We start from the raw sequence: 13,391 nt of genomic DNA on the forward strand, positions 1-13,391 counted from the left end.
AAAATCAGCTGTTTTCAGCATGGCGTGAGATGCGACTTTAAGTATTCTCTATAAACCTGCAACTGATAATTCTGTCAGGTGCATGGATGTGCAGGCCGTCTGAGCCGCGAAAAGGTGATCGTTTCAGTCGGATTTGGTCAAAATTTGTGCTATATTCCGCGCCCGCGATTTCCCTGCACACCAGAACCGGTCACTGACATGCACGCAGCCAAACCACTCTACGACTATCCCAAGTACTGGGCCGAATGCTTCGGGCCAGCGCCGTTCCTGCCGATGAGCCGGGAAGAGATGGATCAGCTCGGCTGGGATTCCTGCGACATCATCATCGTGACCGGCGATGCCTACGTCGACCATCCGTCGTTTGGCATGGCTATCATCGGGCGTCTGCTGGAGGCCCAAGGGTTCCGTGTGGGCATCATCGCCCAGCCGAACTGGCAGTCGAAAGACGACTTCATGAAGCTCGGCGAGCCGAACCTGTTCTTCGGCGTCGCGGCCGGCAACATGGACTCGATGATCAACCGCTACACCGCGGACAAGAAAATCCGCTCCGACGATGCCTACACGCCCGGCGGCCTGGCGGGCAGCCGGCCTGACCGCGCTAGCCTGGTGTACAGCCAGCGCTGCAAGGAAGCGTACAAGCACGTGCCGATCGTGCTTGGTGGCATCGAGGCATCGCTGCGCCGTATCGCGCATTACGACTACTGGCAGGACAAGGTCCGCCATTCGATCCTGATCGACGCCTGTGCCGATATCCTGTTGTTCGGCAACGCCGAGCGTGCGGTGGTCGAAGTGGCCCAGCGCCTGTCCAACGGCGAGTCGATCGAGAGCATCAGCGACGTGCGCGGCACCGCGTTCATACGTCGCGACACCCCTGAAGGCTGGTACGAGATCGACTCGACCCGCATCGACCGCCCCGGTCGCGTGGACAAGATCATCAACCCCTACGTCAACACCCAGGACACCCAGGCCTGCGCCATCGAGCAGGCCAAGGGCGAGGTGGAAGACCCGAACGAAGCCAAGGTGGTGCAGATTCTCGACAGCCCGCGCATGACCCGCGAGAAGTCGGTGATCCGCTTGCCTTCGTTCGAGAAGGTGCGCAACGACCCGGTGCTCTATGCCCATGCCAACCGCGTGCTGCACCTGGAAACCAACCCCGGCAACGCCCGCGCCTTGGTGCAGAAGCATGGCGAAGTGGATGTGTGGTTCAACCCGCCACCCATTCCCATGACCACCGAGGAAATGGACTACGTGTTCGGCATGCCCTATGCGCGCGTGCCACACCCGGCCTATGGCAAGGCGCGTATCCCGGCCTACGAGATGATTCGCTTCTCGGTGAACATCATGCGTGGCTGCTTCGGCGGCTGCACCTTCTGCTCGATCACCGAGCACGAAGGACGGATCATCCAGAACCGTTCCCACGACTCGATCATCCGCGAGATCGAGGAAATGCGTGACAAGGTGCCAGGCTTCACCGGCGTGGTCTCCGACCTCGGCGGCCCGACCGCCAACATGTACCGCATCGCCTGCAAGAGCCAGGACATCGAGAAGCATTGCCGCAAGCCGTCGTGCGTGTTCCCGGGCATCTGCGAGAACCTCAACACCGACCACAGCTCGCTGATCGAGCTGTACCGCAAGGCCCGCGCGCTGCCGGGGGTGAAGAAGATCCTGATTGCCTCGGGCCTGCGCTACGACCTGGCTGTGGAGTCCCCCGAGTACGTCAAGGAACTGGTCACCCACCATGTGGGCGGCTACCTGAAGATCGCCCCGGAGCACACCGAGCGTGGCCCGCTGGACAAGATGATGAAGCCGGGCATCGGCAGCTACGACCGCTTCAAGCGCATGTTCGAGAAATACTCGAAGGAGGCGGGCAAGGAGCAGTACCTGATCCCGTACTTCATCGCCGCGCACCCCGGCACCACCGACGAAGACATGATGAACCTGGCGCTGTGGCTCAAGGGCAACGGCTTCCGCGCCGACCAGGTGCAGGCGTTCTACCCCTCGCCCATGGCCTCGGCCACGGCCATGTACCACTCGGGCAAGAACCCGCTGCGCAAGGTCACCTACAAGAGCGAAGGTGTGGAGATCGTCAAGAGCGACGAGCAACGCCGGTTGCACAAGGCGTTCCTGCGCTACCACGACCCGAAGGGCTGGCCGATGCTGCGCGAGGCGCTGGAACGCATGGGCCGTGCCGACCTCATCGGCCCTGGCAAGCACCAGCTGATTCCGGCGCACCAACCGCAGACCGACAGCTACCAGAGCGCACGTCGCAAGAACTCGACTCCGAGCGGCAGTCACAAGGTGGGCAAGGAGCAGAAGATCCTTACCCAACACAGCGGCCTGCCGCCGCGTGCCAGCGATGGCAGCAAGCCATGGGACAAGCGCGAGAAGGCCAAGGCCGAGGCGTTTGCCCGCAACCAGCAGGCGGCCAAGGAGCGCAAGGAGGCCGCCAAGGGTGGCAAGGGCAAGAAGCCTCGTCAGCCGGTGATTCCGCGCTGACCGAAGGCTCAGATAGCGCCTGTAGGAGCGGGAAAGCCCGCCCCTGCAGGCTCCCTAAATATCAGTCAGGCTTTTTGTCGACCCATTTGGGCAACACCGGCGAGACGAAATTATCCATCCCATCCAGCAGCTCACCTGGCTGCTGCCCCAGCAACAGCATCGCTCGGTGCTGTGGCCTTACGAAACCTTGCTCGACGATATGGTCGAGGAACCCGCCAAGCTTTTCATAGAAACCATTCACGTCCAGCAAGCCCAGCGGCTTGGCGTGATAGCCCAGCTGGCCCCAGGTCCACACTTCGAACAATTCTTCCAGCGTACCCAGCCCACCCGGCAGGGCGATGAAGGCATCGCTGAGCTCGGCCATGCGCGCCTTGCGCGCATGCATGCCGTCCACCACTTCCAGGCGGCTCAGGCCCTTGTGGCCGATTTCGGCGTTCATCAGGCTCTGCGGGATGATGCCGATCACCTCGCCACCGGCTTGCAGGGCGGCGTCGGCCACGGTGCCCATCAGGCCGACCGCGCCGCCGCCATACACCAACGTCAGGCCGCGTTGGGCGATGGCCTGGCCAAGTGCGACGGCTGCTTCTCGATAGGCAGGGTTGGCGCCGATGCTGGCGCCGCAAAAGACACAGACGGAACGTACAGGCATTGCTTCTCTCCAGTGCATTTCAGCCCTTGCACAGGCAAGGGGCACACAGGGTAAGACGCAAGCCTGCCGCTTCCAAGGGGTTCATTCAGGGCGGGAGAATTCGTGAACGTTAGTGCCGCTGGCGCCGCAGGCGTAGGCAGCCAACAGACTGCGCATGAAATTTCCGAGGGACATGGAATTTGCTCCTAGAGTTAGAGGTTGTCCCATCGTCTATCAAGCAGGCATGATGTGCACTTAGATTGGTTGTATACAATCCATTGAACAAATCTACTGGCTGGCCACTGGCCGCCCCTTGACCCATGTCAGCGAGGGCGCCGGTGGCTTCAGGCAGTCTCGCAATTGATCAACCCTTCCAAGGAGATTCACGATGTTTGCGAAAGCCGTAGCGGTATCCCTGTTGACCCTGGCCAGCGCCTCCGTATTCGCCGCCGAGTGTTCGGTGACGGTCGACTCGACCGACCAGATGTCCTTCAACACCAAGGAGTTCACCGTCGACAAGAGCTGCAAGGAATTCACCGTCAAGCTGACCCACTCCGGCAATCTGCCGAAGAACGTCATGGGCCACAACCTGGTCATCAGCAAGACTGCCGACATGCAGGCTATCGCCACCGAGGGCATGAGCCAGGGTATCGACAAGGGCTACCTGAAGGAAGACAACGCCAACATCATCGCCCACACCGCGATGATCGGCGCGCCTGAGAAACAGACTGAAGTGAAGTTCGACACGTCCAAGCTGGAAGCCGGTGGCGACTACAGCTTCTTCTGCACCTTCCCAGGCCATATCGCGATGATGAAAGGCAAGGTCGTCGTCAAGTAAGCAAAGCCTGACCTGGAACACTGTGGGAGCGGGTTTACCCGCGAATGCGATGGTGAAATCACCGCTGCATTCGTGGGTAAACCCGCTCCCACAGGCGCTTCTAGTGCTTCATCAAGGCGCGAACGGCAGTTCGCGTTTGTGCTGGGTCTTGCGGTAGGTATTGACGATGATGTCGAACGCCTCCTGGTCTACTGGCTCGCCATGCAGGAATGCGTCGATCTGCTGGTAGGTCACGCCATGGGACGCTTCGTCCGGCTTGCCTGGCGCCAGGTCTTCCAGGTCGGCGGTCGGCACTTTCTCCACCAGGTTCTCAGGCGCCCCGAAGCTGCGGGCGATGGCGCGTACCTGGTTCTTCACCAGGCCGCTCAGCGGGGCCAGGTCGCAGGCACCATCACCGAACTTGGTGAAGAAGCCCATCACCGCTTCGGCAGCGTGGTCGGTGCCGATCACCAGGCCCGCGCGGGCGCCGGCGAGGGTGTACTGGGCTACCATGCGCATGCGCGCCTTGATGTTGCCGACGACGAAGTCCACCAACTCTGGCGAGCCGCACTTCAGCTCCTCGACCTGCGCAGCCAACGCCTTCACCGCCGGAGCGATGTCGACGGTATGCACTTCGTCGGCGTTGATCGTCTGCAGGCAGGCCTGGGCGTCGTGCTCGTCGTGCTGCACGTGGTAGGGCAGGCGTACCGCAATGAAGGTGTAGGCCTTGTCGCCCGTCTCGGCGCGCAGCTCGTTGATCGCGCGCTGGGCAAGCAGGGCGGCGGTCATCGAATCGACCCCGCCGCTGATGCCCAGCACCAGGGTCTTGAGCCGGGCATTGGCCAGGCAATCCTTGATGAAAGCCACGCGCCGGGCGACTTCGGCCTCGAGCGCTGCGGCGTCGGCGAACGGCGGCTGCACTTGCAGCGCTTGCGCGATCTCTCGCTGGACGGCTTGCATGGGTTACTCCTTGCTGGGGACTTTGAATACGTGACGCAGGTAGGTGACGAAGTTCTCGTCGCGGCACTGGGTCTTGGCGGCCTCGTCGGAAATCTTCGCCACCGGCGAGCCGTTGCAGTCGGTCATTTTAAGCACGATGCTCATTGGCGCCACCCCGGGGATGTCGCACGTCAGGTTGGTGCCGATGCCGAAGCTGACGTTGATACGTCCACGCAGGGCGCGGAAGATCTCCAGCGCGCGGGTCAGGTTCAGGCCGTCGGAAAACACCAGGGTCTTGGTCATCGGGTCGATTCCCAGCTTGCGGTAATGGGCGATGGCCTTTTCCGCCCAGGCCACCGGCTCGCCCGAGTCGTGGCGCAGGCCATCGAAAAGCTTGGCGAAGTACAGGTCGAAATCGCCGAGGAAGGCATCCATGGTGATGCAATCGGTCAGGGCGATGCCGAGCAGCCCACGATACTCGCGGACCCAGCAGTCCAGGGCGGCGATCTGGCTGTCGATCAGCCGTGGCCCGAGCTGCTGGTGGGCCATGATCCATTCATGGGCCATGGTGCCCAGGGGCTTGATATCCAGTTTCCATGCCAGGTCGACGTTGCTGGTGCCGACGAAGCGCGCCGGGAAGTCATCGCGCATCACCCGCACCATTTCATCCTGCACCCGGCTGGAGAAGCGTCGGCGCGTGCCGAAGTCGGCCACCTGCAAGTGTTCCAGCTCATCAGCGCTGGCATGCGCACGCAGCCAGTCGAACTTGCGGTAGAGCTGGTCACGCGCCTCGACCAGGCGCATGTGCGGGTGCAGGTGGCGGTTGCGCACCTCGCTGACGATCGCCAGCAGCGGCACTTCGAACAGGATCACGTGCAGCCACGGGCCACGCAGGCGCAGGTACAGCTGGTCGTTCTCGATACCCAGGTGCACGTAGCGCAGGTTGAAGCGGAACAGACCGAGGAAGCGCAGGAAGTCGGGCTTGAGGAAGCTGATGCGCTCAAGGAAGGCCAGTTGGCCGGGGGCCAGGGTCAGCTCTTCGAGCAGCTCGATCTGTCGACGTATCTCGCCCAGGTAGGGGCGCAGGTCTTCGCCGTTGCGGCAGCGGAATTCCCACTCCACATCGGCGTCGGGATAGTTGTGCAACACCCCCTGCATCATCGTCAGCTTGTAGAAGTCGGTATCGAGCAGGTTGTGCACGATCCGCTCGGCGAATGCGCTCTCGCTCATTCAGGGGCTCCTGGTCGGGGCGGGAAGAAAGGCCATTGTGCCAGCGTTTTCCCTGGTGATGAGGCATTTGTGACCTAGCCGATGGCCCTATCGCGGGGCACGTCGCAATAGCTATGAAAGGGCCATCACCTACAAACTACCGTTTCTTCCTATACCAGCTAGCCTTTTTTCGGTGCGTGTCTGTAGCAGTTGCGCACTGCAGGTGTGCACTTCGGTGACGTCAGCCGGTTACAGGTTGGTTGCACGTTGACGTATACGTGGGTTGCAATGATGGCACGAGCGGGTTGCTCCTTTGTTGTTGGCGTGGTGGCGCTTGCCGTATGGCAGACGGTTGCACGCTCAATAAAGAAACGCCCTTCACGTCCACGCGGCAGCTCAACAGGGTGTGTTTTCACGATTGATAAAACCGCTGGCACGGCCCTTGCTCGGAGCACAGGGCAGAAGTTGTAGTGCCAACCAAAAAAACTCTAGGAGCACCACCACATGTCGCAGACGTTTTACAAGAAAGGTTTCCTGGCTCTGGCCGTTGCCACGGCACTGGGTGTTTCTTCGTATGTTCAAGCCGACGTCAAGATCGGTGTCGCGGGCCCCATGACGGGCGCCAACGCAGCGTTTGGCGAGCAGTACATGAAAGGTGCCCAGGCCGCGGCGGACAAGATCAACGCCGCAGGCGGGGTCAACGGCGAGAAGATCATCCTGGTTGCCGGCGATGACGCCTGCGAGCCGAAGCAGGCCGTGGCCGTGGCCAACCGCCTGGTCGACCAGGACAAAGTGATTGGCGTGGTCGGGCACTTCTGCTCCTCCAACACCATTCCTGCTTCCGAGGTGTACGACGAAGCCGGCGTGATCGCCATCACCCCAGGTTCCACCAACCCACAGGTGACCGAGCGCGGCCTGTCCGGCATGTTCCGCATGTGCGGCCGTGACGACCAGCAAGGCATCGTTGCCGGCGACTACATCGTCGATGTGCTCAAGGGCAAGAAAGTGGTCGTGCTGCATGACAAAGACACCTACGGACAAGGCCTGGCCGATGCCACCAAGGCCCAGCTGGAGAAGCGCGGCGTCAAGCCCGTGCTGTACGAAGGCCTGACCCGTGGCGAGAAAGATTTCAGCGCCGTGGTCACCAAGATCCGCGCCGCCGGTGCCGACGTGGTCTACTTCGGCGGCCTGCATCCGGAAGCTGGCCCGCTGGTACGCCAGCTGCGCGAGCAGGGCCTGAAGGACGTGGCGTTCATGTCCGACGACGGTATCGTCACCGACGAACTGGTCACCACCGCCGGTGGCGCCCAGTACACCAACGGCGTGTACATGACCTTCGGCGCCGACCCACGCCTGCTGCCAGACAGCAAGGAAGTGGTCGAGGAGTTCCGCAAGGGCGGCACCGAGCCTGAAGGCTATACCCTGTATGCCTACGCCTCGGTCCAGGCGCTGGCTGCCGCGTTCAACGGTGCCAAGTCGAACAAGGGCGAAGACGCTTCCAAGTGGCTCAAGGCCAACCCGGTCAAGACCGTCATGGGCGAGAAGAAGTGGGACAACAAGGGTGACCTGACCGTCTCCGACTACGTGGTCTACCAGTGGGATGCCAACGGCAAGTACCACCAGCTGGAAAAACAAAAATAACAAGGGCTGACGGCCCGGCGTGCAAAGCGCCGGGCCATTGCCTTGCGGTATCTGTACTTTATCCGTAGATCTGCACAGTCCTGCCCGGCGAGAGGTGTTGCACCGGCCCTCGTCGTGGTCGGCGCTCGTGCAATCTCAACAGGTGAGATTGCGTTATGGATGGTATTTTCCTGCAGCAACTGATCAATGGGCTGACCCTCGGGTCTGTCTATGGTCTGATCGCCATCGGCTACACAATGGTCTATGGCATCATCGGCATGATCAACTTCGCGCACGGCGAGGTGTACATGATTTCCGCGTACCTCGCGGCGATCAGCCTGGCATTGCTGGCCTACTTCGGCATCGAGTCGTTTCCACTGCTGATGCTCGGCACGCTGTTGTTCACCATTGTCGTCACTGGCGTCTATGGCTTCACCATCGAACGCATCGCCTACAAGCCCCTGCGTAACTCCACCCGCCTGGCACCGCTGATCAGTGCCATCGGTATCTCGCTGATCCTGCAGAACTACGCGCAAATCAGCCAGGGCGCTCGCCAGCAAGGCGTGCCAACCCTGCTCGAAGGTGCCTGGCGCCTGGAAGTCGGCAGCGGCTTCGTGCAACTGACCTACACCAAGATCTTCATCCTGGTCGCTGCCTTCGTCGGCATGGGCCTGCTCACCTACGTCATCAAGTACACCAAGCTCGGCCGCATGTGCCGCGCTACCCAGCAAGACCGCAAGATGGCCTCGATCCTGGGGATCAACACCGACCGGGTGATTTCCTACGTGTTCGTCATCGGTGCGGTGATGGCCGCCCTGGCGGGCGTGCTGATCACCATGAACTACGGCACCTTCGACTTCTACGCAGGCTTCATCATCGGCATCAAGGCGTTCACCGCCGCAGTGCTCGGCGGTATCGGCTCGCTGCCTGGCGCGATGCTCGGCGGGATCATCCTTGGGATTTCCGAGTCGCTGTTCGCCGGCCTGATCAACTCCGACTACAAGGATGTGTTCAGCTTCTCGCTGCTGGTGCTGATCCTTATCTTCCGTCCGCAAGGCCTGCTGGGCCGTCCGCTCGTGGCTAAGGTGTAAACATGTCTGCTGCCAATACTGCCTCTGTATCCCAAACCAAGGGTTTCGACATCAAGCGCAGCTTGATCGAAACCGTTGTCGCCGGCTTGCTGGCGCTCATCGTCTTCGGCCCGATCGTCGGTGTGGTGCTCGACGGCTACAGCTTCAATGCCGAACCTTCCCGCGTGGCCTGGCTGGTCGGCGGAGTCATGCTTGGGCGCTTCCTGCTCAGCCTGTACCTGCAAACCGCCGGCGGGCACCGCCTGCTGCACAGCTTCGACAGCGGTGGCTCGGGCGTGCACGTCAACGCCCCGGACTACAAGTCGCGCCTGCGCTATATCATTCCAGCGCTGATCGTCATCGCCATCGTCTTCCCGATCTTCGCCAACAAGTACCTGCTGACCGTGGTCATCCTCGGGTTGATCTATGTGCTGCTGGGCTTGGGCCTGAATATCGTGGTCGGCCTGGCTGGCTTGCTCGACCTGGGCTACGTGGCGTTCTATGCCATCGGCGCCTATGGCTTGGCATTGGGCTACCAGTACCTTGGCCTGGGTTTCTGGACTGTGCTGCCGCTGGCGGCCATCGCCGCGGCGCTGGCCGGGTGCATACTGGGCTTCCCGGTGTTGCGAATGCACGGTGACTACCTGGCCATCGTGACCCTGGGCTTCGGCGAGATCATTCGCCTGGTGCTGAACAACTGGCTGTCGTTCACCGGCGGCCCGAACGGCATGCCGGCGCCTTCGCCGACCTTCTTCGGCCTGGAGTTCGGCCGCCGGGCCAAGGACGGCGGGGTGCCGATCCACGAGTTCTTCGGCTTCGAATACAACGCCAACCTGAAATTCATCTTCATCTACGCCGTGCTGTTCCTGGTGGTGCTGGCAGTGCTGTACATCAAGCACCGCCTGACCCGCATGCCGGTCGGTCGGGCCTGGGAAGCGTTGCGCGAAGACGAGATCGCCTGCCGTTCGATGGGCCTGAACCACGTGCTGGTCAAGCTTTCGGCATTCACCCTGGGCGCCTCTACTGCCGGCCTCGCCGGGGTGTTCTTCGCCACCTACCAAGGCTTCGTCAACCCGTCGTCGTTCACCTTCTTCGAGTCGGCGCTGATCCTGGCCATCGTGGTGCTGGGTGGCATGGGTTCGACCGTGGGCGTGGTGATCGCCGCGTTCGTGCTGACCGTAGCCCCGGAACTGCTGCGCAGCTTCTCGGAATACCGCGTGCTGCTGTTCGGCGTACTGATGGTGCTGATGATGATCTGGCGACCGCGAGGGCTGATCCGCATCAGCCGTACCGGTGTGGTCCCGCGTAAAGGAGTGGCGCCATGAGCGACGAAATCATTCTGTCGGTCGACAACCTGATGATGCAGTTCGGCGGCATCAAGGCGCTCAGCGACGTCAGCCTGAAGGTCAAGCGCAACCAGATCTTCGCCCTGATCGGCCCCAACGGCGCCGGCAAGACTACCGTGTTCAACTGCCTGACCGGCTTCTACAAGGCCAGCGGTGGGCGTATCGAGCTGAACGTGCGCGGCAGCCACACCAACGTCATCCAATTGCTGGGCGAACGCTTCCAGGCGGCGGACTTCGTGTCCCCGGCGCGCTTCGCCAACCGTATGTACTACAAGATGTTCGGCGGTACCCACCTGGTGAACCGCGCAGGTCTGGCGCGCACCTTCCAGAACATTCGCCTGTTCAAGGAAATGTCGGTGGTGGAGAACCTGCTGGTGGCCCAGCACATGTGGGTCAACCGCAGCCTGCTGGCTGGGGTGCTCAACACCAAGGGCTATCGCCAGGCCGAAAGCGATGCTCTCGACCACGCCTTCTACTGGCTGGAGGTGGTCGACCTGGTCGATTGCGCCAACCGCCTGGCCGGCGAGCTGTCCTACGGCCAGCAACGCCGCCTGGAAATTGCCCGGGCCATGTGCACGCGGCCGAAGATCATCTGCCTGGACGAGCCGGCCGCGGGCCTCAACCCGCAGGAAACCGAGGCGCTGAGCCGCATGATTCGCGTGCTGCGTGACGAGCATGACATCACTGTGGTGCTGATCGAGCACGACATGGGCATGGTCATGAGCATTTCCGACCATATCGTGGTGCTCGACCACGGCACGGTGATCGCCGAAGGCGCGCCGCAGGATATCCGCAACAACCCGACGGTGATCGCCGCCTACCTGGGTGCCGACGAAGAGGAACTGGTATGAGTGCACCCATTCTCGAGCTCAAGGACCTGGACGTGTTCTACGGGCCGATCCAGGCGCTGAAGAAAGTCTCGATGCACATCGACGAAGGCGAGACGGTCAGCCTGATCGGCGCCAACGGCGCGGGCAAGTCGACCCTGTTGATGTCGATCTTCGGCCAGCCGCGGGCGACCGGCGGGCAGATCATCTACCGCGGCACCGATATCACCCGCAAGTCGTCGCACTACATCGCTTCCAACGGCATTGCCCAGTCCCCCGAAGGGCGCCGGGTGTTCCCCGACATGACTGTCGAGGAAAACCTGATGATGGGCACCATTCCGATCGGCGACAAACACGCCGATGAGGACATGCAGCGCATGTACGAGCTGTTCCCACGGCTCAAGGAACGGCGTAACCAGCGGGCCATGACCATGTCGGGCGGCGAGCAGCAGATGCTTGCCATCGCCCGTGCGCTGATGAGCCGGCCCAAGCTGTTGCTGCTCGACGAGCCGTCGCTGGGGCTGGCGCCGATCGTGGTCAAGCAGATTTTCTCGACCTTGCGCGAGCTGGCGCAGACCGGCATGACCATCTTCCTCGTGGAGCAGAACGCCAACCACGCGCTGAAGCTGTCGGACCGGGCCTACGTGATGGTCAACGGGCAGATCCGCATGACTGGCACGGGTCAGGAGTTGTTGGTCAACGAGGAAGTGCGCAACGCCTACCTCGGCGGACACTGAGTCCATGCGAACAGGGCTGCTGTACAGCAGCCCCACGGCACGATGTGGACAACTTGTCGCATATGCCGTTTGAATCACGCGATATTCCCTTCGCAAGCCCTTGTTTCCACAGGCAGGTATTTGTCCACGGATGATGTGGAAGCGCCTGTGGAAAACCTCGTGGCATTCCGTTGTATTCCTTGATATTCGTGGCCTGCAAGGCTTTGATCAATTTTTGATCGGTAATTGCCTGTCTGTCGAAAAAAGCGTCTTTCAGCGCTGTGGGAAGGGTGTTCGCCGTGCCGGAAAACCTGTGGATAACTCTGTGCAAAAGCCTTGGACAGACCGCTGCGAAAGGCATCGTTGAAAGCGTTGCGCCACTATCCCGGCGACTTCGCTACCGCCAAAGGGTTCCACGCTTATGACGAATTGCCCCCAATCCGTGGGGAAAGCCTTGTGGATAACATGCGCATAGCTGGCGGCAGGCCCCTTGGCACAAGGCTTTGCACGGAATGGTTGTTTTTTGACCAGGGGTGGAAACGGCTTGCTGACAGCTTGCCTGGCGGGCATGCTGCATGGCTTGGCGACCCAGCCTGAACAGCGAAGGAGAAGAGCATGACGTCCACCGTATTCATCACTGGCGCGACTTCCGGTTTCGGCGAGGCCACTGCCCGCCGCTTTGCCGAGGCCGGTTGGAAGCTGGTCCTCACCGGGCGTCGCAAGGAGCGCCTGGATGCCCTGTGCAGCGAACTGTCGGCCAAGACCGAGGTGCTGGGCCTGGTGGTCGATGTGCGTGACCGCAAGGCCATGGAAGAAGCCATCGCGGGCCTGCCGCCGACCTTCGACAAGCTGCAGGCGTTGGTGAACAACGCAGGCTTGGCCCTGGGCGCGGACCCGGCGCCACAGTGCGACCTGGACGACTGGGAAACCATGGTCGACACCAATATCAAGGGCCTGATGTACACCACTCGCCTGTTGCTGCCACGGCTGATCGCCCATGGCCGTGGCGCGAGCATCCTCAACGTCGGTTCCGTGGCGGGCAACTACCCTTACCCCGGCAGCCACGTGTATGGCGGCACCAAGGCCTTTGTCGGGCAGTTCTCACTGAGCCTGCGTTGCGACCTGCGCGGCACTGGCGTGCGCGTCACCAACATTGAGCCGGGGCTGTGCGAAAGCGAGTTCTCCCTGGTGCGCTTCGGTGGCGACCAGGCGCGCTACGACGCCACCTATGCGGGCGCCGAGCCGATCCAGCCGCAGGACATCGCCGACACCATCTTCTGGGTGCTCAACCAGCCGGCGCACATCAACATCAACAACCTCGAGCTGATGCCAGTGAGCCAGGATTGGGCTGGGTTTGCCATCGACCGGTCGGTCAAGGGCTAACCCAGGAGGGGAGGCGGCGAGGGCTACTGCTCACTTGATGAGATGCAGGTAGCTCTTGCCCTTGGGAAGTCGGTCGTTTTCTTGCAGCAGCGTGATAACGCCTAGTCGTTCGAGGACATCGTTGATCGCATCATGCACGCCCAGGTCTTCCCGGGTAGCGGTGCCCTCGATCACGCGGCGCAGGCTCAACAGGTAGCTGAGCTGGCCGTAGGCAATGTGATCCAGGTCCACTCGCTTCTTGTCCTGGATCTGCTTGGCTGCCACGTTGATGTTTGCTTCGAGGAAGTCCTTGAGTGCTGCTTTGTCCATGGTAAACCCCCCGTTGATGTTGGGTTTACCC

General features: G+C 61.7%; 12 protein-coding genes. 8 read left to right on the forward strand and 4 right to left on the reverse strand.

Translation table 11 applies throughout. From position 1 onward, the window contains the following. Positions 1 to 198: 198 nt before the first annotated feature. On the forward strand, positions 199 to 2,496 hold the full coding sequence (locus RAC97_RS01505) for a YgiQ family radical SAM protein (protein ID WP_375098803.1): 2,298 nt from the start codon (positions 199 to 201) through the stop codon (positions 2,494 to 2,496). Positions 2,497 to 2,557: 61 nt separating this feature from the next. Here the strand turns inward: RAC97_RS01505 and RAC97_RS01510 are convergent, their stop codons facing one another. Further along, complete coding sequence (locus tag RAC97_RS01510) at positions 2,558 to 3,145, reverse strand: TIGR00730 family Rossman fold protein (protein ID WP_375098802.1); 588 nt, start codon at positions 3,143 to 3,145, stop codon at positions 2,558 to 2,560. A 367-nt stretch (positions 3,146 to 3,512) separates the two neighbouring features. Between RAC97_RS01510 and azu the strand changes: the two genes are divergently transcribed. Continuing rightward, positions 3,513 to 3,962 carry an azurin gene (azu, locus tag RAC97_RS01515; protein ID WP_375098801.1) on the forward strand — a complete coding sequence of 150 codons (450 nt, stop codon included), beginning with the start codon at positions 3,513 to 3,515 and terminating at the stop codon, positions 3,960 to 3,962. A 111-nt stretch (positions 3,963 to 4,073) separates the two neighbouring features. Here azu and nadE read toward each other — a convergent pair whose 3' ends face one another. Both nadE and pncB read right to left on the reverse strand, forming a co-directional pair. Then, the gene (gene nadE, locus RAC97_RS01520) at positions 4,074 to 4,901 is read right to left on the reverse strand and encodes an ammonia-dependent NAD(+) synthetase (RefSeq protein ID WP_375098800.1); all 828 of its coding nucleotides are present in this window, start codon (positions 4,899 to 4,901) and stop codon (positions 4,074 to 4,076) included. A gap of 3 nt (positions 4,902 to 4,904) precedes the next feature. Next, positions 4,905 to 6,110 (reverse strand): nicotinate phosphoribosyltransferase, encoded by a 1,206-nt coding sequence (gene pncB, locus RAC97_RS01525; protein WP_375098799.1) that lies wholly within the window; start codon positions 6,108 to 6,110, stop codon positions 4,905 to 4,907. Positions 6,111 to 6,593: 483 nt separating this feature from the next. Here pncB and RAC97_RS01530 point away from each other — a divergent pair, with 483 nt between their 5' ends. The 6 genes from RAC97_RS01530 (at position 6,594) to RAC97_RS01555 (ending at position 13,051) form a co-directional block, all read left to right on the forward strand. Then, on the forward strand, positions 6,594 to 7,730 hold the full coding sequence (locus tag RAC97_RS01530; RefSeq protein WP_375098798.1) for a branched-chain amino acid ABC transporter substrate-binding protein: 1,137 nt from the start codon (positions 6,594 to 6,596) through the stop codon (positions 7,728 to 7,730). Positions 7,731 to 7,885: 155 nt separating this feature from the next. Further along, positions 7,886 to 8,800 carry a branched-chain amino acid ABC transporter permease LivH gene (locus RAC97_RS01535; RefSeq protein ID WP_375098797.1) on the forward strand — a complete coding sequence of 305 codons (915 nt, stop codon included), beginning with the start codon at positions 7,886 to 7,888 and terminating at the stop codon, positions 8,798 to 8,800. A 2-nt stretch (positions 8,801 to 8,802) separates the two neighbouring features. Next, the gene (gene livM / locus RAC97_RS01540; RefSeq protein ID WP_375098796.1) at positions 8,803 to 10,104 is read left to right on the forward strand and encodes a high-affinity branched-chain amino acid ABC transporter permease LivM; all 1,302 of its coding nucleotides are present in this window, start codon (positions 8,803 to 8,805) and stop codon (positions 10,102 to 10,104) included. Further along, entirely contained in the window at positions 10,101 to 10,976 is an 876-nt protein-coding gene (locus RAC97_RS01545) for an ABC transporter ATP-binding protein (RefSeq protein ID WP_375098795.1), read from the forward strand. Before livM ends, RAC97_RS01545 begins: the two co-directional genes overlap by 4 nt. Continuing rightward, entirely contained in the window at positions 10,973 to 11,689 is a 717-nt protein-coding gene (locus tag RAC97_RS01550) for an ABC transporter ATP-binding protein (protein WP_375098794.1), read from the forward strand. The genes RAC97_RS01545 and RAC97_RS01550 overlap by 4 nt, the downstream gene beginning before the upstream one ends. Before the next feature lie 594 nt (positions 11,690 to 12,283). After that, positions 12,284 to 13,051 (forward strand): SDR family oxidoreductase, encoded by a 768-nt coding sequence (locus tag RAC97_RS01555; RefSeq protein WP_375098793.1) that lies wholly within the window; start codon positions 12,284 to 12,286, stop codon positions 13,049 to 13,051. A 30-nt stretch (positions 13,052 to 13,081) separates the two neighbouring features. Here the strand turns inward: RAC97_RS01555 and RAC97_RS01560 are convergent, their stop codons facing one another. After that, the gene (locus RAC97_RS01560) at positions 13,082 to 13,360 is read right to left on the reverse strand and encodes a hypothetical protein (protein ID WP_375098792.1); all 279 of its coding nucleotides are present in this window, start codon (positions 13,358 to 13,360) and stop codon (positions 13,082 to 13,084) included. Positions 13,361 to 13,391: the final 31 nt, after the last annotated feature.

Source organism: Pseudomonas sp. LS_2 (assembly GCF_042709235.1).
Taxonomy (GTDB): domain Bacteria; phylum Pseudomonadota; class Gammaproteobacteria; order Pseudomonadales; family Pseudomonadaceae; genus Aquipseudomonas.